The organism is Absicoccus porci, assembly GCF_003725415.1.
In the GTDB taxonomy this organism is placed as follows: domain Bacteria; phylum Bacillota_I; class Bacilli_A; order Erysipelotrichales; family Erysipelotrichaceae; genus Absicoccus; species Absicoccus porci.
In genome coordinates this window covers 587,932-608,836 of sequence record NZ_RJQC01000002.1, presented here as the reverse complement: position 1 = coordinate 608,836, position 20,905 = coordinate 587,932, and the positions used below count along the sequence as shown (strand labels likewise).

Genomic DNA, 20,905 nt, shown 5'->3' with positions numbered 1-20,905 from the left:
ACGACGGCCTCTTTTCGTTGAACTTCGTACACTACCATATTACCAAATAAAAGTGTGACATAGTATGACATGTTTTACATTTTATCCAAAATTCTTTGGAACTCGCCAAGTGCTATCGCATGAAGACGATGCACGTGTCGAACCGAGTAATTGAGATCCGTACTTATGCTTTCCCATGACTCAAATCGGACATATCTCAGTCGGAGTATGCTCTGTGATAGTGGGTCATCCATCTGCGCTATCAGCCGGATTGCCTTCTCCATTGCAAGTATAAGCATGTCCGACTGGTGATCCAGTTCGTCTTTCAAGGCCGTAAGGTCCATGATCATGTGGGCATTCCGCTCTGTATCGGTGTGACCGGACTGCGTCCCGTCGGATTCAAAACCAATGCTGCCTCCCTCTATCTGAGCCTGCAGTGTTGCAATCTCTTCACGCTTTTCCTTTATCTGGTAGGATATCTTCCTAATGCCTCTTAAATACTCTTTTGCATCCATTTGATCACTCCTCTATCCTGGCCAGTGTCTTTCTGCCGTGAAAAACGATCGGCATCTCGCCCGTCTTGCCGTCGTGCTTTTTCTTATAGTGCGATATGCTAGAATACAAGCTATTTACCGAACGTTCCAGATACCGTGCCACCTCACATGTATTACCAACAAAGAGGCAGTCATCGCCATCATAGACGGCATATACTCTTGCTTTCACATTGATTTCCTCCAGTTGATCGCATCAAATGCCTTGGAAGACTCATACACCTTTTTGCACGATTTCAAGGTCATATGATGTTCGATGATATAATCAACAAGCTCCTGTTTGCCATATTTTCGAATCGAGTCCATCTACATAAGATCCGCTTTGGTAAGGCCGTACTGGATACATAATCCTCCAAGTTCCATTTGTCTCTTCATATTCCTTTTCTGTATGTCATTCTGCGATGATTTGTTGCCCGTAGGCATATGCCCCCCTGGCAATCGAATCACCATACAGAGTATCCTCTACAGCCTGCCACGATCCCAAGCTGTTCAGATGCCGTATCGCATCAACAAGGCGCCTTACTGTCGTCGGTCTAACGCTCTTGCCCTTCTTGATCTTCTCGTATGTTGCATAGGCTATGCCTGCATAGTCATACAGCATACGCTCTTTCAGCTCCGGGTATTTCTCCAGGATCTCATATATCATTGCCTGTTCCGTAGTCTTGTATTTTTTCGTCATTTGTTTTCTCCATCGTCATATATCCCACTCCTCCGGAAGATCGGGTGCAAAGCGCCACATCAGTACGTCAAACGGGTGCTTTGACAGCAGACGCCCGTCAATACCAATCAGCGATCCACGATGTAAATATTGTGCCATGGCCTCCGCCTGCCGATTCCATGCAACACAGTTGATAAAATCAGCTTCAGGTTGGCCTTCTACCTTTCGGCTCCGGTCAACGGCAAGTGCAAAGGATACATACGTCTTTCCTGTCTTTGTTGTCCTTGGCTCAGGATCTTTGGTCAGACGACCGGTCAATACGATTCGATTGATCATAATACTTTATCCTCGTTCGATTCAATGTCATTATTCAGTTCTCTATCAATCGCTTTTGCTTGAGCCAAAAACAGCAAAGCTATTACTTTTTCTGTACCTAGATCTTTTTCCACAAGCTCGCAAAACCTTGAAAATAAATTTATCGAAAATTTTAATTCAATTTTTGTTTTTTCCAATTCAGTCATTGTTTTTCCTCCGCATTTTTATTTGATCGAAGATATGTAACTGTAATATCATTAATGTTATTTTTATCATCGGGTTCATATTTGATATCCAAATCTTTAATTTCTTTTAATCCAAAGCCATAACCACAAATCGCTTTTATCTTGCACCCCGAACAATCGCAATCGCTATCATTGATTGTTGCTTCACAAAAGTTTTTGAGCACGGAAAGTAGTACATATTCATTTAAATCATCTGTTTTGATCATTTCCAAAAGTCCTCCAATTCTTTCACTTGTTTTTCAATTTTGCTTGGATGTTTCTCTTTCATCGCTTCCAACTTGCTTTTTGGGAATGCTTCATCTGGAAGCAAGATATCTGCTTCGTCGCCATACTTCATCAGTTGTTCCCATTGCAGGGATATGGCACGCATTACGTGAGGAAAGCGCTTGGCCGAATAGCATCCGTTAAATTTCATATAATCGTGATGATTGGCCAACCACTCGGTAACGTCGTAGATAGCTTTGTGATATCCTTTGCGATATTCTGCATACGGTTTGAATGCACTAAGCCTTGTCATGATCGTTCCTCCTCACTCATTTTCATATGTGTCATCCTCCTCGTATCTGTCGACCCATCGTTCTTCGTAGTTTGGCGACCGCCAGTCTAATGAATCTTCTGCTTCACGTTCTTCATCAATCAATTTAAGCTCTTCGTCTGTGATTACTCCATACATGGTTCCACTCCGAAGATATACTTTTTAATTCTATCTTCTCCAATTTCATAGATTACGTTTTCTGCATCTTCACATTTTTCAAACAAAATCGCACCTTGTGGAAACCAACAAGTATCGTTTGCCCATTCGACGTCTAATGAACCACCACAGGTAATGAACACAGGGTCATTCCACTTATTAATTCGGCTTCCACCGAATCTAAGCATTTCCGTTTCAATTTTTCTTCGCTCTAGTTCAAACTCGGCTTCTTCTTTTGTTAAAAAAGCATTGCCCATACTGCGTGAATTAAAATCATATTTTTCACAATCCCAAACAAGTTTGTTCACCTGATTATGACCAATTTCGATATGATAATACTCATCGCCAACTCCTAAATCCCATACAGATTTTTGCACGGGCTTTAAATATATTTCGCTTTCAATATCTGAGCATTTACTGTCTATCGCTTCCATTCCATAGATGTATTCGTCTGAATCAAAACGATATTTTAAAATGTTGCAAATAATGTAAGTTTCACCGTGAATGTCCGTGACTTTATCTCCTACTTTGTATTTTGGTTCACGAATTTCCATGCTGCTTATCCTCCTTTTTTTGTCATAATTTTTGTTCGATTTTTTTCAATTCTTTATACAATTGTTTCAGTTCTTTTGGTGATAGATACCCGCTCAAAAATAATGTGTATTTCTTCTGTACTCGTCTTTTCTGCTTTTTCCACCAATGATAGCTTTTCATTTTATGCACCTCCAATTGCATCATCTACACTGCTTTGACCAAAAACCTCCAATTGCATAGTCTGGACATCCTTTAGCAGTTCCAATCGCTCTGGATCTGAATTATCTGGAACAAACCGCATTCGTTTAGCAAGATCTTCCGGCAGATTGTTCCAGTCCTCAAACGTTGCCCATTCGACATCCCTGTCGTTGTAGATGATCTCTCCTTTTTGCGGAAAGTGAGAATACCAACGCTGGGAAAAAGAATTATCATTTGCCGAGCCTTCGGAGACGTTCATGTATCTTTCCAGTTCACTCACGTAAGGAAAGAACCTGGATACTTCCTCATGCCGTGCAAATGCCTCCTCTACGCTTTGAGATGGCACATTGTCAAAAGCTTTATGCCATTCGTCGATAAGTGCCCATTTCTGTTCTTTGGACAGTCCGGTCAGATAGGTCGTATATTTCGGTTTTTTCTTGTTGATGAATTCGATCACTTCATTTTTCGTCATGACGGCTCCTTACTAAATAAATCCACTGCACTGCTAAGAACGCTCGGCCTTCTTATACATTCTTATTCATTCTTTATACATTCTTGTATGTGGACATCTGTTGGACATCTGTTGGACATTTGTTGGACATTTGTTGGACAAAAATGTATTTTTTTGAGTTTTTGAAGTCTATGAAATGCCTTAAATACGGGCTTTTAGCGAGTTTGGTTTGTTGGACAAAAATCGGACCTTTTTTTAAAATCACATAATTCTTTGACAAAAAACGGCCTTTTTTGCTGGACACGCTATTTATTTTGGTATTTTTCCCAGTTGAGCACGGTGACGATGCTGTATCGGTTCGTTGACCGGATGGACAGCATCTCCATCTCTTCGAAAATCTTCAGCCAGCGGATCAGTGTTCTTCCCGTTACAAAGTCTTCTTCTTTACAGCCTCTGTTAAACTCACGTTCGATATCATTTCTTCCGGTGATAAATTCGCCCTTTTTCAACTGCAGGATCTGATTCCCGACAAGGGCCTTTTGAGGTCTATGACACGCTTTCATAAGGCAATAGGACCATAATTTGAATTTATAAGCATCGCACCATACATCACTATCGATGATCTGACGATACATCTTTATATATCCCTTTCTTGCCATTCGCTACCTCACTAAAAATTTTAAAAATATAAAAATATGAAAAAATTAAAAAATATAAAAATAAAATAAATAATAAAAAAATTAAAAAATAATAATTGTTTTGGCTATATCAGACCAAACTGGTCTTTTGCCAAATACAGATCATGGAAAGCTACGGCAACCGCCATAGCCGACCATATGTCTTTCTTGAATCCATAAAAATAGCCTGGATCCTTCTTTGTACCGACGCCACCGAATCTATCGATCAATGCCTGTCGGATATTGCTATCTTTTGCCCTCATAGAGTGGCATAGACACATTTTTTCATCCTTGCGGTATATAAGTGTCGGGTCCTTGTCAAATATCGTCTGACACATCAATTTGAACTGTCCTATCCATACACATGTATCAAAGACCGTTGCACCGACCGCCATGCCGTAACTGGCTATCATCTCGATCGCGATATGATCTATATCGTGTCTTGGAAGGTTACGGATGATATCCATCAGTTCATCATTGGATACCTTCCCTTTTTTAAGTACCTTATCTAGATCATTCTCAACGACGACAAAGGCGCTTTCCTTGTTCCCCGGGTCGATGGCCAGTATCATACGAGGCTGAACCCTTCTTCGGCATCGATATCGATAGTGTCCGCTTCTTTGTGTTCTTCACTGTTGGTCGCATTGGTCGGTACGTCTTCGATGGCGCTGTTTTCCGTGTCATTGTCTACATATACCGGCTGTGCGTCGAATCCGTCCTTATAGCTCATATCATTGGTGAATGCCTGTTGCATATCGATGCTCATGATGCCCCATTTGGAGATGAGCTGTCTGAGCATGGTCTTGTATGCCATGCCGTCAAAATCCTTGTACCAGAAGCTTGAATACAGCCATTCCGTTCTTGGGTCGTAATTGCCGGATTCAAAGTCTTCAAAAGACACCCTTTTCACCGTTCCATTTCGTGTATTTACCGTTCCTTCATCTTTATGGAATGCCTGACTGTATCTGTCGGCATGATAGAGCATCTTTTCCTTGGACCAGTAGATAGCCTTCCTGAATCCATTGACCAGTTCAAACATGGCGTAATAACCGACCGTAGGCGTGTTCTCACGAATGGTTTCATCCATGATAGGTTCTACATCGATCTGTTCATCAAATGGATTATAGCCAATCAATTCGCCTTCCTTGACAGCGACCACATTGATCCGTTTATACTGTCCGGATCGGATAGCCAACTGGATATAACCTTTATATCCAAGCTGGAAGGTCGCTTTTTTTGCACTGTTCTTCTTGTCGTTGAACGGAACCATGTAATAATGGCCAAGCTGTGGACTTGGTGACAGGTTTAACGCCTCTCCCAGCAATGCGGCGCTCACGATGGATGCCTGATCACATTCGCTCAATGCCGGATTCGTCGAAACCGACGAAATTAAGCTTGCGATAAATTTTTTGCTTTTTGTTTCCGAGCCTAATGTCTCGGTGATGTTCCTCACCACGACCGGTGATTTCATGAAGCTCTGAAAGCTCGGTGCTTGTTTCTTGTTTCTTTTTGTTAGGCTGTTGTTCATTTATGCTTGTCCTTTCTTATCGACCTTCATTTTCATGCCGATCTCTTTTTGTGCCTGAACCAATGTCTTGGTCAAGGCTTCCAACTGGTCTCTTGTTCCTTCGACCGTGAACTGAGCAAAATAGATTGGTTCAGTTTCCATCGGTTGCACTTCTTCTTGTGATGGCTTTTCATCCTGTTGGACCGGTTCAGCTCCTTCACTTGTCTCAACTGTTCCGTTCGTGAAGTTAAGATGTGCCTGTTCGGCCTCTTTCTTTTTTTCGGCTTCTAGTCTTTCCTGTTCATGTGCGTCCCTGATACGGTCCGCTTCTACCTTTGCCAGGGTCACATCCAGGCTTTTTCGATAGACATTGAAAATCATCTTCTGTTCGGCCCGGTCATCCGGGATGAACGTCTTCAGGATAAGGATATCTTTATCGATTTTCTCTTTGGCCTTGGCAATGTCTTTTTCGATATCAGCAAAGGAATAGGATTTGTTGAGCCATTTCTTGTTCCATAGGGCCTGGATATTGTAAAGTTCACCGACTTCTTCATTCCACTTATCGATGATCCTTTGTTCTTTTTCCTGTTTCTCTTTATCATCGATAGCGGTGATGCCTTCACCTAATTTGGCCGAGCTTGCCTTTATCTTTTTCTCGACCTCCATAATATCCTTCTTGTCCTGGATCCAGTTCTTGAATACATCATTCTCGATCCGTTTTCTTTCATCGGAGATACGTGTAGCGATCTTGTTCAAACTTGCTCTGTCAGTCTTTGCCTGTGAGTACGTCTCTTCAGTAACGACGTAGTTGTACTTCTGCAATGGCTTTTCGATCTCTTTCAACAATTCACTTGCATTTGTTTTGATATGCCCATCTTCTCCAATGGATGGCACTAATGTAAATTCCATATCTTTTCCTCCTCCTATAGATCAAACTGGAATGGCGGTTCTTTGTCCGCTAAGAAATATTCATTCCAAACTTCAATTTCCTTATTCTTCAATATCTCAAGATCATCTTGTACATCCTTTGTCTGATAAGAGCGTTCGATGATCTTGGACGATCCATCGACGAATCGAAGCTCGGCAGTGTATATGACAAAGTCGAACTTAGTAACCAAAAGACCGTGCAGGGTCTGGATATAGTATTGGTCAGGCACCTTGTCATCTTTCCAGTTCTGATAGGCCATCGAACTGTTTATCATTGACGTTTTGATCTCCAGGATGCCTTTTCTGCCTGTATCCTTGTCATACAATAGCCCGTCCGGACTGTAACGCATAAATCTGTTTTCATTGGATTCGAGCGTTACATCGTCCATATGCTGGACGTCAAGTTCCGGATGTTTTAATGTGAAAAGTTTCCGTAATGGCGCTTCGGCTTCGGTGCCGTACTTTATGGCATAATTGCTTATTTCCTCTGCACCGTACTTCTTTTCACGCCACAGCTCTTGCAGTGATTTCCATGGGCTCATGCCGATGACGGCCGCCGCATCGCTTCCGCCAATGCCTTTGCCGCGCTCTTTCAGCCATTGTTCATGGCTGTCCATGACGATGGTCGTATAATCATCCGATTCAAATAAATTCATGATTTTTTGGTTTTCTTTCTCCTCTACATCCATGAGCATGACGGGCCAGGCAGACGATATGAATAACCATCAACGATGCAAGTGTGAGCAAATGAAAAAAATATAGAAAGGAGGTGTCACACTAAGATTTCAATCATGCAATCAAAAACTGTAGAATTTGCCTACCCAGTCCGTCATGCTCATGAATTTGTGTTATACTGTTGCTGGATAATTACATATCCAACTGAGCGCTACGTCCGTCAAATCTGTGTAGTCGCTCTTTTCTTTTTTCAAGCTCTTTTAAGCTGATATGCATGTACTTGGCTAGATCCGCCGGATTAATGAAGTACTTAAATCTAGTACTTCCTCGGATCTTGATGGCAATACCGATAGGCAGCTTTTCCTGCTGCAGGGCTATCCGAAGAAAATCCGGGCTTACATCAAGCAGATCTGACGCCTCCATCACCGTTATTCTCATAGCTCATTCCTCCTTTCTAAACGATGTGATTGATCACATCGACGATCATTGCTGTTCCGGAATCTAAACTGACATTGACATGCTTTTGATAGCCGTTGTTGAACGTAGCAATGACAATTTCATCGTCACCTTTACGCTTGTATTCGAGCTCTTCCAGATCGTGAAGATTTCTTGTGCGTCGTAATACCGGTAACAGCAGAGTACAGATCAACTGTTTATCTTCTTCATACATGGTTTCACCACCTTTCTATCCAATTACCCATGCAGTGACTGCAAGCATCAAGTACATCAGTACTGCTGCAATGGCACCTGTATAGGTCAATTCCGCCAAGAAACGAATTGCTCGATGTTTCTTCTTGGCATGCTTCAATTTACTTCGTACACGCTTTGCACTTTCCTCACGTTCGACTGCTAGATCAGTCACATATTCCATCATTCTGTAGTCCATAGTAATTTCCTTTCTATTTACAGTGTTCCATATTTATGGCACATCTCTTTTAAAAAAAATAATGTCTTCTAAAGGTATTTCGACTAAATCACTAAATTTACATGCTTCATCAATATAAAATTTAGTATCACCTTTTTCTTTATTAATATAGGTATTTTCTGAAATACCCATAAGTTTTGCCATTTTTGCTTGCGAAATACCTTTTAATCTTCTGGCTTGCTCTGGGGTGTATTTATCCAATTAAATCCTCTCCCTTCTTTTTCTGTTCCGTATTTATGGCACATCTATACTATACATCACGTTCCGAATATATGCAACAAATTATTGTTGAAATATACCGTTTTTTTGGTACAATTTAATTATAAAGAAATTAAATATATAATTATAAGGATGTGATAATATGCCAGATAAAAACATAATTGATATGGAATTATATGCATCTATAGGTAAACAACTCAAAGCTGCAAGAAAGTCAAAAGGCATCAGTTTAGATACTCTTTCAGATTTGATTGGTGGCATAAAAACTAAATCAACTCTAAAGAGATATGAAGATGGAACATCTCGAATAGAAGTAGATACTTTAAAAATTATTTGTGATCAAATTGGTCTTAATTATTTAAATGTTATATCCAAGGCAAGGGAATCCTTAAATAAAAAATCCCAATGGGGTGATGATGCTGCAAACCGTGAATATCTTGCAGATAAGCCTGAACTATTAGATATATACAATCAAATTGTTAACCGTGACGATATGGTTATTCTATTCAACAAAACGAAAGATTTAGATCCAAAAGACGTTGAGTCAGTTCTAATGTTTGTGCAAACAATTAGAAAGCAAAGAGGACTTGATGATTAGACATAAATAATGTCATTTTAAATCATAAAATCCTTCTGGGTGATTTTATGACATTAGAAGATTTTTGTGCACAGAATAATATACAAATCCAATATTATCCATTTACTACTAAGATTAGAGGAATGTGTATGAAGTATGACGATGGATTCATAATAGCAATTAATCCCAGATTTTGCGATTCAACTATGAAAAACACTTTTATCCATGAAATGATACACATCATGCATGATCATTTATATTGCGAAAAAGACGATTTTGAAAAATGTGAAAAAGAAGTCGAGAATATTATAAAAACTATGAAAAATCAATTTGATTTAAATCATATGCCATAAGATGGAGGTTTTAACTATGGAATTACAAGAACAAATGTATCAGTTAAGTGAAAGAATCAAATCGTTAAAGGACAGTATCCAAACAGAGGAAGCGACCAAGCAATCGTTCATACTACCGTTTTTTCAAATATTAGGATATGACGTATTCAATCCGCTTGAATTTGTGCCTGAATTTACAGCTGATGTCGGCATCAAGAAACGCGAGAAAGTAGACTATGCAATTTTAAGAGAAGGACAGCCAATCATATTGATCGAGGCAAAATCATGCAATGAAAAACTGGACAACCACGATTCTCAACTGTTCAGATATTTCGGTACGACAAAATCAAGATTTGCTATTTTGACCAATGGAATCGAATATAGATTTTACAGCGATCTGGATCAGCCTAATGTGATGGACTCCAAACCTTTCTATACCCTTAATATGGAAGAACTTAGTGATCAGTCCATCAGCTATTTAAAAAACTTTATAAGTGATAATTTGAATATCAGCAGTATCCTTGGAACAGCTTCAGATCTAAAATATCTAGGTCTGTTAAAGACAGCATTCAAGAATGTAGTGGAAAATCCATCTGACGATTTTATAAGACTGATATTGAATGACGGAGTGTATGACGGATTAAAGAATCAGCGCGTAATTGAAAAATTCCGACCATTGACAAAAAGAGCTATCAATCAGTATATCAATGACCAAATGTCCAACAAATTTAAAGAGACACTTGCCAATGCCAATTCTGAAACAGAGGCAGATACATCAGACAATAAAACAGCAGATGAAGATGAAGCAGAACCAGTAAAAAGTAAGATTGTTACAACTTATGATGAACTTAATGCTTTTGCAATCGTAAAGGCCATTCTTAGAAAGAATGTATCAGGCAGTCGTATCACATATAAAGATACTGAAAGCTATTTTGGTGTTCTTTTTGATAACAACACCAGGAAATGGATCTGCAGGATTCATTTAGATTCTAGAAAAAAGTACATCGAAATTTCTGATGAAAATAAGAAGTCAGTCCGTCATGATATAAATTCTCTTGACAATATTTATGATCTAGAAGATGAATTGTTGAAATCCTTACAAAAATATCTATAAGAAACAATCTTGAACTATTAATAAGGAGAGAAAAATGAAAAAAATATTAGCGAGCTTATTCTGTCTATTACTCTTCTTTGCCCCTTTTAATTCTTATCGTGTTTCTGCGAAAAATAGCTTATCTGTTGCAAATAATTATGAAACATTTAATTTTAAGATTGATGATTTACAAAGATGGATAAATAAAAGCGACTCTGAGTATTTCAATAAAAAGAAATATGTATTCAAAAAAAGTGGGAAAGGATCAAAAAGAGTAAAGCTAAAAGAGAAAGTATATATTTATGCATACATAGACAAAGAGAATAAAAATAGAGTTTTTTCTTTGGATATCATTGATAAAGATAATGGAAAAAATGAGGACTATATAAAGAATATTTCTAAACTATTCATTAAGGAATTTGGCGCCGATGATCCAAACCAGGTAATTTCACAGGCTGAAGATGTTTCTAGAAATTGTGACGGTGATAAAGACCAAGGAATTTACATTTTTAATCATGTTAATTATAAAGTTATTTTTAACGGTGAACAAAAGGTCTGCGAAAATGATTTTTCTCCAAGCAAATTCAATATGGATCAAGATTATCGTAGTTCTTCCGATTATGCTTCTTTCTGTGATTCTGTTACGTCAAAAAATGAATATTCAAACACACCATCAGAATCACAAAAACACATTTACGATAATGCAACAGTAGAATCGATAAACAGTGGTTCTGGATCAGAATTGGGAGAATATTCAATCATTCATGTAGCATCATCACAGTGCACGGATGACAATTTATTAGACTGGTATTTAAATTATGTTAAACCACACAGTGAATATAAATATAATATTATTCTTTATACAGACAATTCTGGTTATGGCGTATATTCAGCTAACGGAATCATTCAAAAAAATGTAGGTTTATCCCAGTCAAACGGATCTTATGGTGTTGCTAAAACAGATGGATGTACTACCTATTATGTGACAGAAGATGGCAAACTGCAAACCGTACAATAATAACATTAATATGTTTTAATGCCACATAAAAAAGGGCCCTCACTGAAGGGTCTCCAAGGAAATAATGAATCGAATCGATCGAGAAATAATAAAATCGTACACATCAATTGATTTGACACAAGAAAACGGCTGATATAAGATATGAATGAATCTTGGCTACATACGCAACGTATGGGAGTCACTGATATTTTATCTTGACGACGGATATCCGGGCGTCACTGAGGGTCTATCTTGTGCAAACAGGATAGACCTATTTTTATAAGCTTACAATAAAAAAAAGCGCCCCCACTGGCGACTGGTACTCGTCATAGAGGGCTTGCGCATAAAAAGAATGACTGACAATCATTAATCTTTTTATGTGCTCATTTTAACACAAAGAGAGGAATGAGTACAAATGACAAAGAAATTAAGAAGGTTACCAAACGGGTTTGGACGAATCGACAAGCTGCCTGGTACGAGAAGAAAACCATATAGGGCTAGGGTACTAGTGTCCAAAGAGCTTGATATGGATGATCAGAAAGTTAGAAAAAAGTTTAAGACAGTTGGATATGCAGAGACCTGGACCGAGGCTTTTGAACTTCTCCAGGCATATCACAGTTCGCCGTATGGCTATGAAAAGAGGGTCATGACGGTCAAGGAAGTATATGATGCATGGTCGGCCGACCACTTCCCGATCGTCTCGGAATCGACGCAAAAAGGCTACCGTGCGGCCTTTCAGATCTTGGAGCCTGTCTATGGTATGAAGTTCAAAGATTTGACAGTTCAGGATATCATCCGATCCATAGATACATCCGGCAAGAATGCACCGACCTTGAAGCGCTTCAAGTCCATGATGAATGCCTTGTATAAATACGCGATCGGCCAGGGCATCACGGACCGTGACCTTTCGTCTTATATCGACCTGTCCAGGTACCGCAACAAGAACCCCAATCGCAACGAACATAATCGCTTCACGGCCACTGAGATCAAGCGTCTGTGGAAGCATACGGATGACAGCACCGTGCGTATCATACTGGCCTTGATCTACTCCGGTGTGCGCATCGATGAGCTTCTAAGCCTGAGGCGCGAGGATGTGCACCTTGATGAGCAGTACTTTGATGTGGTCCGATCCAAGACCGATAGTGGTATCCGTACGGTTCCGATTGCCGATAAGGTCTTACCTTTCTACAAGGATTGGATGGCTGTTGGTGCCGATACGCTTATCAGTCGTGACGGCATACGGCCATATACATATACCACTTTCCGAAAGTACCATTGGGATCCGGTACTCAAGTCATTGCGCATGCATCATACACCGCATGATACACGGCATACCTGTGCAAGTATGCTTACGGAAGCAGACGTCAAGCCCGTGGTGATCAAGAAGATACTCGGGCATAGCGCCAAGATGGACGTGACAGAAAAGGTATATACACATCTTGATGTTTCTACGCTTCTGAATGCGGTTAACTCCATCTAATTTGTGGGGCTTTTGTGGGGCTTTTGTGGGGCTTTGATACAAATTGATAGCCTTTTAGGCAAATGAAAACGCCTTAGGTATCGTATTTTAACCCAAGGCGCTTTCAAGAAAGTTTTAAGAAAGGGAATTTGATTATGAAGTGAGCTTTTCCTTAGCTCTGATAAAAGAATACATAATAATCATGGCTTATTTATGCCAAAAATGTGTGAAATTTTGTGATTACTTACGATTCTTTTTACTTGCCTTCCACATCTTTGTTTTTTGAGTGATTTTATCATCCATCTTTTTATTGATTTGAATCGCATACTTATCTTTAAAGACTAGATGTAACGTATGAGATCCAATTCCACCAATGGGTTCTCTTTTTTCAATATCCTTAAATTTAAAGAAACGATCACCAAAGAAAAAACCATCACTCACAAACCACATCCGTTTACTAGCCAATGAAGAAAAGACCATACTAATAAAAATGACAGCAATCATGATATACGCAATACGATACAAACCAACTGAAGCTTTATTCACATTCATCGTTTGAATATTTAATGCGATCACAATACCAACAATAGCCATGATACCACTGGAAATGACCCAAACTTTACTATCATCAAACAATTCTGCATCCGCATTTGTTTTTTTCCATTCTGTTAATGCTTTTCGATGTCTCGAATAGACTTGCACCGTATGAAAAACGGAATAAATCATATACGCGACCAAGATCAGCATGATCAACCAACTTGTCCAATTACCTGACATATTTCATATCCTCCCTGAATCAATAGTCGTATTATAACATACTGTGGTAAACTAGAAACATGAAACCCGAAAATAATCTGAAACTCATTGACCGCATGAATCATTCCACGGCTTTTCTGCAACGTCATAATATGACGATTACTGAAGCTTGGGAAGGGCATGCCCGTGTTGAAATGACCATTGATGAATCCATGTTGAATGTCTTTCACATCGTTCATGGCGGCATTCTTTTCTCATTAGCTGATACCGCTGCCGGTACTGCTAGTTTCGCAACCGGAAGAGAAAGTGTGACCCTCAATGCATCAATCAATTTCATCAAGCCGGCTACTGGCAAAAAAATCACTGCTATAGCGACCGAAATATCCCGAGGACATACGATTGGTAACTATGAAGTTTTCTTATTCAATGAAGATGAAACCATCATATCTCGTGCTACCCTTACCATGTATTTTCTCAAGAAAAAAGAAGAAAAGTAAACTACTCTTCTTCTAAAAAGGCTTTCAATGCTTTTAATTGTTTTACTGCTTCTAATCGACCCATTTTATAGACTCGATCCAATTCATTGGGATCGTGACAAATGGATCCGATATTCAATGGCTCTTTTGGACGAATCACAAAGAGCTTTTTTTGTTCCTCTAACACCTGGATTGCATCCAATGTCGCATTATACGATGTATGCCGATGCTCTAAATCTTTAATCACTTCAGGATATCGTTTCAATAAGACACGCAATGCATTCATATTCTTTTGCGGTTGTTTACGATAAGAAGCCGGTTGTGTCAACAAAACTACTTGTTTCTTATATCCCAAAGAAAACATCTTCTTATAGGGAATCGGATCGGCCACGCCACCATCATAAATTGTATAGCCATCCACATGAACAGGACGAGCAAATACAGGAATAGAGGCCGAACCACGAATCCAAGTCAAATCATTGTCCTTGCCATCGACACAAAGATGATATAACGGATCTCCTGTCTTTGCGTCGGTTGCGACCACATAAAAGTCCATCGGATCTTGTTTAAACGTCGTTGTATCAAATACATCTAATTTTTTAGGCAATCGATCATAATCAAATTCAGCACCATATAGATCTCCTGTCAAAAATAAGGAACGAAAACTGCAATACCGCCAATCTTGACAGTATTTTTTATTGTATCGCAAAACTCGATATGGTTGATGAGATTTGAGATTACAGCCAAACGTTGCCCCAGCTGAAACAGCAATGGCACCATCGAAGATAATGCCATTTTCCATCCAGACATCCAACACCCCGGCTGTAAACATGCCACGCATGGCACCGCCTTCCAGAACTAATCCTGTTTTCATTCGTCATCTTCCTTTCGGAATGCTTGTGCATAGCCATGATCTTCTCTGAATCCTTGATACAAAGGCACTTTTTTGATCTTTTCAATGTGATATGGCGTTGTTTGATAGACATAATTCAACCAATTTCGATACAACAAGTTCGCATGCGATCGCCATGTTAAGATGGGTCTTTGATGCGGATCATCGTTCGGAAAATAATTTTCAGGAACATGAATTGGTTTTCCGGCATTGACATCCCGGAAATATTCTTGGGCTAGGGTTTCTACACCATATTCAAAATGACCCATCACAAAGACTTGACGATATCCTTTTGTCACAATGATCGTGGAACCTGCTTTTTTGGATCGAGATAATACAACCAAACGATCTTCTTTAGCTAGTTCGTTCTCATCAATTTTCGTATGACGTGAATGCGGAACATTATGGATCTCATCAAACCCATTGGTCAAGAAATCATATTCATCACACAATTCATGTGGAAAGATCCCAAATAGCTTTTCTTTTAATTGGTATTTATGAATACCGTAATGATAATACAATCCTGCTTGGGCACCCCAACAAATATGCATAGTGGAAAGCACATGGGTCTTGGTCCAATCAAAGATATGGGTCAATTCTTCCCAATAATCCACTTCTTCAAAAGGCATTTCCTCAACGGGAGCTCCTGTAATGATCATACAATCATAAAAATTTTCTTTTAGTTGATCCCAGTTTTCATAAAATTTCACCAAATGATCTTTACTCGTGTTTTTGGATTCGTGACTGGAAACTTTCATCAAATCAATATCCAACTGTAAAGGCGACTTACTTAAGAGTCGCAAAATTTGGGTTTCCGTTTCAATTTTTTTAGGCATTAAATTTAAAATCACTACACGCAAAGGACGAATTCGTTGACGACGGGCATTTTCATCATCAATCGCAAATATCTTTTCACTTTCCAATATTTCCTTTGCGGGTAATTCATTTGGAATATTAATTGGCATAATTTTGACTCCTTTTTGTGGCTTAGTACTATTCTACAACGAATTTAAAAAAAGAACAGTTTGAACACTGTTCTTACTTAAAAGCACGTTTAAAACGTTCAAACGGAGATTCCGACTGTCCATCACGAATCTTTTCATACAATTCGCGATCTCTTTTTGAAACACGCTTAGGAATTTCCACTTTGACTTCGACATATTCATCGCCCGTACTGCCACGACGAGATTTTACACCTTTTCCTTTTAAACGGAATTTTGTATTTGGTTGGGTGCCTTCTGGAATCTTTAATTCAACATCTCCATAAACAGTTGGTACTTGGATCTTGGTACCAATGGTTACATCAATCGCACTCACAGGTACGGTGATATAAATATCATCGCCTTGACGTTTAAATGTCGAATGTGGTTTCACATGGATCTCAATGTATAAATCACCATTTGGACCACCATTTACGCCACGTTCTCCTTTACCGGCAATACGAATTTGTTGACCGGATTGAATACCTTGTGGAATCTTGATATCCAATTTTTGACGTTTATGTTCATAGCCCTTACCATGGCATTGATGGCAAGCATGTGTCACTTTCTTACCCGTTCCATGACATTCTGGACAAACCGTTTGTTGCTGGATCACACCAAACATACTTCTTTGTTGGGTCATGACATATCCAGTACCATGACAATGAGGACATGTTTGTACATCCGAAGGATTTTCGGCACCTGTTCCATGACAATGACTACAAGGCTCATCCACTTCGAGCGAAATGGTTTCGGTCTTGCCAAAGACAGCATCCATAAAATCAATGCTCATCTGCATGACACGATCATTTCCTTGACGTGGTGTATTGGCTTGACGACGTGATGATTGACCAAATCCGCCAAATCCACTACCAAAGAAGGAGCCAAAAATATCATTTAGATCGCCAAAATCAGCATAACCGCCAGAGAATCCTCCTTGACCAAATTGACCATCCACACCAGCATGACCAAATTGATCATATTGCGCACGCTTCTTTTCATCACTTAAGACTTCATAGGCTTCATTGATTTCCTTGAATTTTTCTTCCGCATCAGGCGCTTTATTCACATCCGGATGATATTTCATAGCCAATTTTCGATAGGCCTTTTTTATTTGATCCGGTGTTGCATCTCTCGAAACGCCGAGCACTTCATAATAGTCTCTTTTTTCATCTGCCATGAGACATCATCCCTTTCTTTCTAGACGCATAGAGTTCCACAAATGTGGAACTCTTGAAAAACTAGTTCTTTTCCGTGTATTCGCCATCAACAACATCATCGTTATTGCTGTTGTTGTGATTTGCATCATTATTGGATTGTTGCTGACCGGCTTGTTGGTACATAGAAGCACTTGCTGCTTGCGCTGCTTTTTCCAATGCATCCAATTTTGTACGGACATCGTCCATGTTATTCTCATCCAATGATTTTTGCAAGTCATCACGCATTTTCTTGACTTCATCAGCTTGTTTTGTATCGATCTTGTCTTTGTTGTCTTCCAAAGTCGCATCGATTTGAGCAATCAAACCTTCGGCACGGTTACGTAAATCAATTTCTTCTTTACGTTTTTCATCGGCTTCCTTGTTATCTTCGGCTTCACGAACCATACGATCGATTTCTTCATCGCTCAAACGAGAAGAGTTCTGGATTGTAATATTTTGTTCCTTACCCGTTGCTTTATCTTTCGCACTAACATTAACGATACCGTTGGAGTCAATATCGAACGTAACTTCAATTTGAGGAACACCACGACGAGCAGGCGCAATACCTGTTAACTGGAACTTACCTAATTCTTTGTTGTCGTTAGCCATTGGTCTCTCACCTTGTAAGACACGGATATCAACGGCAGGTTGGTTATCGGTAGCCGTTGAGAAGATTTGTGACTTACTTGTAGGAATCGTTGTGTTACGTGGAATCAATACAGTCATGACACCACCCATGGTTTCGATACCTAATGACAATGGTGTAACATCCAACAATAAAACATCTTTAACGTCTCCACTTAAGACACCACCTTGGATAGAAGCACCAATTGCAACAGCTTCATCGGGGTTAACACTGTGGTTTGGTTGTTTACCTAATTCACGAGCAACAGCTTCTTGTACAGCTGGGATACGAGTCGATCCACCAACCAACAATACTTGATCCAAATCACTTGGTGACATATTGGCATCACTCAAAGCATTACGGATTGGTTGCATTGTACGATCAACTAAGAATTTAGTCATTTCATCAAAATGCGCACGAGTCAATGTCATATCCAAATGCAATGGACCAGCAGGACCAGCAGAGATAAATGGCAAAGAAATCTGTGTCTGCATAACGCCTGACAAATCTTTCTTGGCTTTTTCAGCGGCTTCTTTTAAACGTTGCAAAGCCATTGGATCTTTCTTCAAATCAATACCATTTTGTTTCTTGAAATCATCAGCCATCCAATCAACCAAAACGTTATCGAAATCATCACCACCTAGGTGGGTATCACCATTGGTTGACAATACTTCGAATGTACCATCGGCTAAATCCAAGATGGAAACATCAAATGTACCTCCACCTAAGTCATAGATCAATATTTTTTGTTCTTTATCGGTTTTATCGATACCATAAGCCAAGGCAGCAGCCGTTGGTTCGTTGATGATACGTTTTACATCCAAACCAGCAATTTTACCAGCATCTTTGGTTGCTTGACGTTGGGAATCGTTGAAGTAAGCTGGAACTGTAATAACGGCTTCGGTTACTTTTTCACCTAAATAATCTTCGGCATATCCTTTCAAATATTGAAGAATCATCGCGGAAATTTCTTCTGGTGTATATTGCTTACCTTCTGCTTCTACTTTCTGACTGGTACCCATCAAACGTTTGATGGATGAAATTGTATTTTTATTTGTGACAGCTTGACGCTTTGCGGCATCACCGATAATTTTTTCGCCATCTTTGAAAGCAACAACACTTGGTGTTGTACGATTTCCTTCAGGGTTTGGAATTACTTTTGGATCTTTACCTTCCATTACGGCAACGCAGCTATTTGTTGTACCTAAATCAATACCAATAATTTTAGACATAATCAATTCCTCCTTTATTCGCTTACTTTCACAAGTGCAGGTCGCAAAATGCGATCTTTCAACATATAACCCTTTTGCATCACTTCAAGAACAATTCCTGGCTCTGTATCTTCTTTCTTTTCTTGCATCAAAGCCTGCATTGTATTGTGATCAAATGGTTTTCCTTCTGCTTCAATTTCTTTTACGCCTTCGTCTTCCAACACACGCTGTAATTGTTGGTAGATCATTTCAAAGCCTTTCACATAGTTTGTGAGTTCTTCATTTTCAGAATCGACTTTGATGGCCATTCCCATATTGTCAACAATTGGCAATAGAGCTAATCCAGCTTGTTGAAAACGATATTTCTTTGCATTGTCGGCTTCTTTTTGCAGACGCTTTTTCATATTTTCCGCATCCGCATACGCGCGAGCACGATCATTCTTGGCTTGTTTCAGTTGTTCTTCCAATTCTTTGATTTTTTCATCTTTTGGATCGACCTTGTTGATCTTCTCTTTTACTTTGTCTTTGACCGACTTCTTTTCTACTTTTTCTTTTGTATCTTTCGGTGATTTTACATCTCCCGTTTTGACTTCTTCATCATTTGTCTTCTTTGTTTCCTGATCCATCGGACGAGCCTCCTTCCGTAAACACATCTTCAATTACATCACTCATATAATCCATTAGTGCAACTACTTTCGAATATTGCATCCGGTTCGGTCCAACGACCATCAGTTGCCCTTCTTCGTCATTCTTCACATGAAATTTGGTTGATATCACAGAAACATCACCAATTTGTAAGACTTCATTTCGTTCACCTACATGAATGGCAACATTTCCTTCTTGATCGGTCCATTTCTGGAACAAATCACTGTTTTCCAAAATTTTCATCAATTGCTTCAATTTTGAAATATCGCTAAATTCCGGTTGATACAACATATTGCTTCGACCAGATACGGCAACTTTCTCTGTCGCAAATTTCATAAACGCAGTCACAAAGGCTTCAAACAAGACTTCACTTCGAGCAATTTTGGCACTCATCAATGGCTTGATTTCTTGCATCTTGGATACCACCTGATTGATCGGTGTATCCTTCAATTGATCATTGAAGATATCACAACATGTTTTCATGTCATTGACTGAAACATCTTCTCCAAATTGAAACATCTTATTTTCAATATGACCGGTATCCGTTACGATAATGGCAACAGCACTTCGTGAATTGATGGGAATCAATTGCACATTTTGTAAGGTTTGTTGCGAACTATCCGGTCCCAATACAATACTTGTAAGATTGGTCATATCACTTAAAACATCACAACTTTTCTGAACAACTTCATCCAAAGAAAATTGACGTTCGGAAAAGACTTGTTGTAAAGATGCTTTGGTTGGCGTATCCAAATCCGTGACCATTAAATGCTCGACGTAGTATCGATATCCCAATTGTGAAGGAATTCGACCACTCGAAGTATGCGTTTTTTCTAGTAATCCGAGTTTTTCCAATTTTGCCATTTCATTACGAATCGTAGCTGAAGAAACGGGAAAATCTAATAATTCCATCAACGTCTTCGAACCAATCGGTTCTGCACATCGAGTAAACTCTTCAACAATGGTTTTGAATATAACTTTTTGTCGTTGTGTCAACTCCATGAAGGGACTCCTTTCTAGCACTCTTATTCCACGTCTGCTAACAGTATATCACAATAATTAGCACCGTCAACTAAAAAGTGCTAAAAAATTAAAAAAGAGAGCGAATCAA

At 39.3% G+C, this 20,905-nt stretch carries 33 protein-coding genes; 6 read left to right on the top strand and 27 right to left on the bottom strand.

Translation table 11 applies throughout. From position 1 onward, the window contains the following. Nucleotides 1–74 precede the first annotated feature (74 nt). The 20 genes from EDX97_RS07825 to EDX97_RS07740 form a co-directional block, all read right to left on the bottom strand. Complete coding sequence (locus EDX97_RS07825; RefSeq protein ID WP_128520596.1) at nt 75–494, bottom strand: DUF1492 domain-containing protein; 420 nt, start codon at nt 492–494, stop codon at nt 75–77. A 4-nt stretch (nt 495–498) separates the two neighbouring features. Then, nucleotides 499–702: a hypothetical protein gene (locus EDX97_RS07820; RefSeq protein WP_128520595.1), complete on the bottom strand. Its 204-nt coding sequence runs from the start codon at nt 700–702 to the stop codon at nt 499–501. A 219-nt stretch (nt 703–921) separates the two neighbouring features. Further along, nucleotides 922–1,209 (bottom strand): hypothetical protein, encoded by a 288-nt coding sequence (locus tag EDX97_RS07815; protein WP_128520594.1) that lies wholly within the window; start codon nt 1,207–1,209, stop codon nt 922–924. Nucleotides 1,210–1,224: 15 nt separating this feature from the next. After that, nucleotides 1,225–1,524, bottom strand: coding sequence for a single-stranded DNA-binding protein (locus tag EDX97_RS07810; RefSeq protein ID WP_128520593.1), 300 nt, complete (start codon nt 1,522–1,524; stop codon nt 1,225–1,227). Next, on the bottom strand, nt 1,521–1,709 hold the full coding sequence (locus EDX97_RS07805) for a hypothetical protein (RefSeq protein WP_128520592.1): 189 nt from the start codon (nt 1,707–1,709) through the stop codon (nt 1,521–1,523). Before EDX97_RS07805 ends, EDX97_RS07810 begins: the two co-directional genes overlap by 4 nt. Continuing rightward, complete coding sequence (locus EDX97_RS07800) at nt 1,706–1,954, bottom strand: hypothetical protein (protein ID WP_128520591.1); 249 nt, start codon at nt 1,952–1,954, stop codon at nt 1,706–1,708. Before EDX97_RS07800 ends, EDX97_RS07805 begins: the two co-directional genes overlap by 4 nt. Then, nucleotides 1,951–2,265 carry a hypothetical protein gene (locus EDX97_RS07795; protein ID WP_128520590.1) on the bottom strand — a complete coding sequence of 105 codons (315 nt, stop codon included), beginning with the start codon at nt 2,263–2,265 and terminating at the stop codon, nt 1,951–1,953. The genes EDX97_RS07800 and EDX97_RS07795 overlap by 4 nt, the downstream gene beginning before the upstream one ends. A 12-nt stretch (nt 2,266–2,277) precedes the next feature. After that, on the bottom strand, nt 2,278–2,421 hold the full coding sequence (locus EDX97_RS11745) for a hypothetical protein (protein ID WP_183164312.1): 144 nt from the start codon (nt 2,419–2,421) through the stop codon (nt 2,278–2,280). Continuing rightward, the gene (locus EDX97_RS07790) at nt 2,409–2,993 is read right to left on the bottom strand and encodes a hypothetical protein (protein WP_128520589.1); all 585 of its coding nucleotides are present in this window, start codon (nt 2,991–2,993) and stop codon (nt 2,409–2,411) included. Before EDX97_RS07790 ends, EDX97_RS11745 begins: the two co-directional genes overlap by 13 nt. 22 nt (nt 2,994–3,015) lie before the next feature. Next, nucleotides 3,016–3,153 carry a hypothetical protein gene (locus EDX97_RS11740; protein WP_183164311.1) on the bottom strand — a complete coding sequence of 46 codons (138 nt, stop codon included), beginning with the start codon at nt 3,151–3,153 and terminating at the stop codon, nt 3,016–3,018. Between the two features lies 1 nt (nt 3,154). Next, nucleotides 3,155–3,643, bottom strand: coding sequence for a hypothetical protein (locus EDX97_RS07785; RefSeq protein WP_128520588.1), 489 nt, complete (start codon nt 3,641–3,643; stop codon nt 3,155–3,157). A 284-nt stretch (nt 3,644–3,927) separates the two neighbouring features. Further along, nucleotides 3,928–4,185, bottom strand: a complete 258-nt coding sequence (locus tag EDX97_RS07780) for a hypothetical protein (protein WP_183164310.1) — start codon at nt 4,183–4,185, stop codon at nt 3,928–3,930. A 200-nt stretch (nt 4,186–4,385) separates the two neighbouring features. Then, the gene (locus EDX97_RS07775; RefSeq protein ID WP_128520586.1) at nt 4,386–4,871 is read right to left on the bottom strand and encodes a hypothetical protein; all 486 of its coding nucleotides are present in this window, start codon (nt 4,869–4,871) and stop codon (nt 4,386–4,388) included. Continuing rightward, nucleotides 4,868–5,827 carry a recombinase RecT gene (locus EDX97_RS07770; RefSeq protein ID WP_128520585.1) on the bottom strand — a complete coding sequence of 320 codons (960 nt, stop codon included), beginning with the start codon at nt 5,825–5,827 and terminating at the stop codon, nt 4,868–4,870. The genes EDX97_RS07775 and EDX97_RS07770 overlap by 4 nt, the downstream gene beginning before the upstream one ends. Then, the gene (locus EDX97_RS07765) at nt 5,828–6,715 is read right to left on the bottom strand and encodes a DUF1351 domain-containing protein (protein ID WP_128520584.1); all 888 of its coding nucleotides are present in this window, start codon (nt 6,713–6,715) and stop codon (nt 5,828–5,830) included. It lies immediately after the preceding gene. 14 nt (nt 6,716–6,729) lie between these two features. Continuing rightward, complete coding sequence (locus tag EDX97_RS07760) at nt 6,730–7,422, bottom strand: YqaJ viral recombinase family protein (RefSeq protein WP_183164309.1); 693 nt, start codon at nt 7,420–7,422, stop codon at nt 6,730–6,732. 178 nt (nt 7,423–7,600) lie between these two features. Further along, nucleotides 7,601–7,846, bottom strand: coding sequence for a hypothetical protein (locus tag EDX97_RS07755; RefSeq protein WP_128520582.1), 246 nt, complete (start codon nt 7,844–7,846; stop codon nt 7,601–7,603). Between the two features lie 16 nt (nt 7,847–7,862). Further along, on the bottom strand, nt 7,863–8,078 hold the full coding sequence (locus EDX97_RS07750; protein ID WP_128520581.1) for a hypothetical protein: 216 nt from the start codon (nt 8,076–8,078) through the stop codon (nt 7,863–7,865). Nucleotides 8,079–8,093: 15 nt separating this feature from the next. Then, nucleotides 8,094–8,294 (bottom strand): hypothetical protein, encoded by a 201-nt coding sequence (locus EDX97_RS07745; protein WP_128520580.1) that lies wholly within the window; start codon nt 8,292–8,294, stop codon nt 8,094–8,096. A gap of 33 nt (nt 8,295–8,327) precedes the next feature. Continuing rightward, on the bottom strand, nt 8,328–8,534 hold the full coding sequence (locus tag EDX97_RS07740) for a helix-turn-helix transcriptional regulator (protein ID WP_128520579.1): 207 nt from the start codon (nt 8,532–8,534) through the stop codon (nt 8,328–8,330). 160 nt (nt 8,535–8,694) lie between these two features. Between EDX97_RS07740 and EDX97_RS12060 the strand changes: the two genes are divergently transcribed. The 5 genes from EDX97_RS12060 (at nt 8,695) to EDX97_RS07715 (ending at nt 13,031) form a co-directional block, all read left to right on the top strand. Then, nucleotides 8,695–9,150 (top strand): helix-turn-helix domain-containing protein, encoded by a 456-nt coding sequence (locus EDX97_RS12060; protein WP_245978028.1) that lies wholly within the window; start codon nt 8,695–8,697, stop codon nt 9,148–9,150. 47 nt (nt 9,151–9,197) lie between these two features. After that, nucleotides 9,198–9,482 carry a hypothetical protein gene (locus EDX97_RS07730; RefSeq protein ID WP_128520578.1) on the top strand — a complete coding sequence of 95 codons (285 nt, stop codon included), beginning with the start codon at nt 9,198–9,200 and terminating at the stop codon, nt 9,480–9,482. A gap of 16 nt (nt 9,483–9,498) precedes the next feature. Further along, nucleotides 9,499–10,575, top strand: a complete 1,077-nt coding sequence (locus EDX97_RS07725) for a type I restriction endonuclease (RefSeq protein WP_128520577.1) — start codon at nt 9,499–9,501, stop codon at nt 10,573–10,575. A gap of 34 nt (nt 10,576–10,609) precedes the next feature. Further along, nucleotides 10,610–11,572 carry a hypothetical protein gene (locus EDX97_RS07720; protein WP_128520576.1) on the top strand — a complete coding sequence of 321 codons (963 nt, stop codon included), beginning with the start codon at nt 10,610–10,612 and terminating at the stop codon, nt 11,570–11,572. 505 nt (nt 11,573–12,077) lie between these two features. Then, nucleotides 12,078–13,031 (top strand): tyrosine-type recombinase/integrase, encoded by a 954-nt coding sequence (locus tag EDX97_RS07715; RefSeq protein ID WP_183164308.1) that lies wholly within the window; start codon nt 12,078–12,080, stop codon nt 13,029–13,031. A 219-nt stretch (nt 13,032–13,250) separates the two neighbouring features. Here EDX97_RS07715 and EDX97_RS07710 read toward each other — a convergent pair whose 3' ends face one another. Continuing rightward, nucleotides 13,251–13,787: a hypothetical protein gene (locus EDX97_RS07710; RefSeq protein ID WP_128520574.1), complete on the bottom strand. Its 537-nt coding sequence runs from the start codon at nt 13,785–13,787 to the stop codon at nt 13,251–13,253. A 59-nt stretch (nt 13,788–13,846) separates the two neighbouring features. On the opposite strand from EDX97_RS07710, the gene EDX97_RS07705 reads away from it, so the two are divergent. Continuing rightward, nucleotides 13,847–14,263, top strand: coding sequence for a PaaI family thioesterase (locus tag EDX97_RS07705; RefSeq protein ID WP_128520573.1), 417 nt, complete (start codon nt 13,847–13,849; stop codon nt 14,261–14,263). 1 nt (nt 14,264) lies between these two features. Here EDX97_RS07705 and EDX97_RS07700 read toward each other — a convergent pair whose 3' ends face one another. From EDX97_RS07700 to hrcA, 6 genes are all read right to left on the bottom strand, one after another. Next, nucleotides 14,265–15,116, bottom strand: a complete 852-nt coding sequence (locus EDX97_RS07700; protein WP_128520572.1) for a patatin-like phospholipase family protein — start codon at nt 15,114–15,116, stop codon at nt 14,265–14,267. Further along, nucleotides 15,113–16,099 (bottom strand): homoserine O-acetyltransferase MetA, encoded by a 987-nt coding sequence (metA, locus tag EDX97_RS07695; protein ID WP_128520571.1) that lies wholly within the window; start codon nt 16,097–16,099, stop codon nt 15,113–15,115. The genes EDX97_RS07700 and metA overlap by 4 nt, the downstream gene beginning before the upstream one ends. Nucleotides 16,100–16,172: 73 nt before the next feature. Continuing rightward, the gene (dnaJ, locus tag EDX97_RS07690; RefSeq protein WP_128520570.1) at nt 16,173–17,294 is read right to left on the bottom strand and encodes a molecular chaperone DnaJ; all 1,122 of its coding nucleotides are present in this window, start codon (nt 17,292–17,294) and stop codon (nt 16,173–16,175) included. Nucleotides 17,295–17,355: 61 nt separating this feature from the next. After that, nucleotides 17,356–19,170, bottom strand: a complete 1,815-nt coding sequence (gene dnaK, locus EDX97_RS07685) for a molecular chaperone DnaK (RefSeq protein ID WP_128520569.1) — start codon at nt 19,168–19,170, stop codon at nt 17,356–17,358. 14 nt (nt 19,171–19,184) lie between these two features. Next, complete coding sequence (gene grpE, locus EDX97_RS07680; protein WP_128520568.1) at nt 19,185–19,775, bottom strand: nucleotide exchange factor GrpE; 591 nt, start codon at nt 19,773–19,775, stop codon at nt 19,185–19,187. Continuing rightward, the gene (gene hrcA / locus EDX97_RS07675; RefSeq protein WP_128520567.1) at nt 19,747–20,796 is read right to left on the bottom strand and encodes a heat-inducible transcriptional repressor HrcA; all 1,050 of its coding nucleotides are present in this window, start codon (nt 20,794–20,796) and stop codon (nt 19,747–19,749) included. Before hrcA ends, grpE begins: the two co-directional genes overlap by 29 nt. Nucleotides 20,797–20,905: the final 109 nt, after the last annotated feature.

Coding starts and splice junctions, on each gene's coding strand:
- EDX97_RS07825 (WP_128520596.1), bottom strand. CDS start 494: ATGGATGCAAAAGAGTATTTAAGAGGCATTAGGAAGATATCCTACCAG.
- EDX97_RS07815 (WP_128520594.1), bottom strand. CDS start 1,209: ATGACGAAAAAATACAAGACTACGGAACAGGCAATGATATATGAGATC.
- EDX97_RS07810 (WP_128520593.1), bottom strand. CDS start 1,524: ATGATCAATCGAATCGTATTGACCGGTCGTCTGACCAAAGATCCTGAG.
- EDX97_RS07805 (WP_128520592.1), bottom strand. CDS start 1,709: ATGACTGAATTGGAAAAAACAAAAATTGAATTAAAATTTTCGATAAAT.
- EDX97_RS07800 (WP_128520591.1), bottom strand. CDS start 1,954: ATGATCAAAACAGATGATTTAAATGAATATGTACTACTTTCCGTGCTC.
- EDX97_RS07795 (WP_128520590.1), bottom strand. CDS start 2,265: ATGACAAGGCTTAGTGCATTCAAACCGTATGCAGAATATCGCAAAGGA.
- EDX97_RS11745 (WP_183164312.1), bottom strand. CDS start 2,421: ATGTATGGAGTAATCACAGACGAAGAGCTTAAATTGATTGATGAAGAA.
- EDX97_RS07790 (WP_128520589.1), bottom strand. CDS start 2,993: ATGGAAATTCGTGAACCAAAATACAAAGTAGGAGATAAAGTCACGGAC.
- EDX97_RS11740 (WP_183164311.1), bottom strand. CDS start 3,153: ATGAAAAGCTATCATTGGTGGAAAAAGCAGAAAAGACGAGTACAGAAG.
- EDX97_RS07785 (WP_128520588.1), bottom strand. CDS start 3,643: ATGACGAAAAATGAAGTGATCGAATTCATCAACAAGAAAAAACCGAAA.
- EDX97_RS07780 (WP_183164310.1), bottom strand. CDS start 4,185: ATGAAAGCGTGTCATAGACCTCAAAAGGCCCTTGTCGGGAATCAGATC.
- EDX97_RS07775 (WP_128520586.1), bottom strand. CDS start 4,871: ATGATACTGGCCATCGACCCGGGGAACAAGGAAAGCGCCTTTGTCGTC.
- EDX97_RS07770 (WP_128520585.1), bottom strand. CDS start 5,827: ATGAACAACAGCCTAACAAAAAGAAACAAGAAACAAGCACCGAGCTTT.
- EDX97_RS07765 (WP_128520584.1), bottom strand. CDS start 6,715: ATGGAATTTACATTAGTGCCATCCATTGGAGAAGATGGGCATATCAAA.
- EDX97_RS07760 (WP_183164309.1), bottom strand. CDS start 7,422: ATGGATGTAGAGGAGAAAGAAAACCAAAAAATCATGAATTTATTTGAA.
- EDX97_RS07755 (WP_128520582.1), bottom strand. CDS start 7,846: ATGAGAATAACGGTGATGGAGGCGTCAGATCTGCTTGATGTAAGCCCG.
- EDX97_RS07750 (WP_128520581.1), bottom strand. CDS start 8,078: ATGTATGAAGAAGATAAACAGTTGATCTGTACTCTGCTGTTACCGGTA.
- EDX97_RS07745 (WP_128520580.1), bottom strand. CDS start 8,294: ATGGACTACAGAATGATGGAATATGTGACTGATCTAGCAGTCGAACGT.
- EDX97_RS12060 (WP_245978028.1), top strand. CDS start 8,695: ATGCCAGATAAAAACATAATTGATATGGAATTATATGCATCTATAGGT.
- EDX97_RS07730 (WP_128520578.1), top strand. CDS start 9,198: ATGACATTAGAAGATTTTTGTGCACAGAATAATATACAAATCCAATAT.
- EDX97_RS07725 (WP_128520577.1), top strand. CDS start 9,499: ATGGAATTACAAGAACAAATGTATCAGTTAAGTGAAAGAATCAAATCG.
- EDX97_RS07720 (WP_128520576.1), top strand. CDS start 10,610: ATGAAAAAAATATTAGCGAGCTTATTCTGTCTATTACTCTTCTTTGCC.
- EDX97_RS07715 (WP_183164308.1), top strand. CDS start 12,078: ATGGATGATCAGAAAGTTAGAAAAAAGTTTAAGACAGTTGGATATGCA.
- EDX97_RS07710 (WP_128520574.1), bottom strand. CDS start 13,787: ATGTCAGGTAATTGGACAAGTTGGTTGATCATGCTGATCTTGGTCGCG.
- EDX97_RS07705 (WP_128520573.1), top strand. CDS start 13,847: ATGAAACCCGAAAATAATCTGAAACTCATTGACCGCATGAATCATTCC.
- EDX97_RS07700 (WP_128520572.1), bottom strand. CDS start 15,116: ATGAAAACAGGATTAGTTCTGGAAGGCGGTGCCATGCGTGGCATGTTT.
- metA (WP_128520571.1), bottom strand. CDS start 16,099: ATGCCAATTAATATTCCAAATGAATTACCCGCAAAGGAAATATTGGAA.
- dnaJ (WP_128520570.1), bottom strand. CDS start 17,294: ATGGCAGATGAAAAAAGAGACTATTATGAAGTGCTCGGCGTTTCGAGA.
- dnaK (WP_128520569.1), bottom strand. CDS start 19,170: ATGTCTAAAATTATTGGTATTGATTTAGGTACAACAAATAGCTGCGTT.
- grpE (WP_128520568.1), bottom strand. CDS start 19,775: ATGGATCAGGAAACAAAGAAGACAAATGATGAAGAAGTCAAAACGGGA.
- hrcA (WP_128520567.1), bottom strand. CDS start 20,796: ATGGAGTTGACACAACGACAAAAAGTTATATTCAAAACCATTGTTGAA.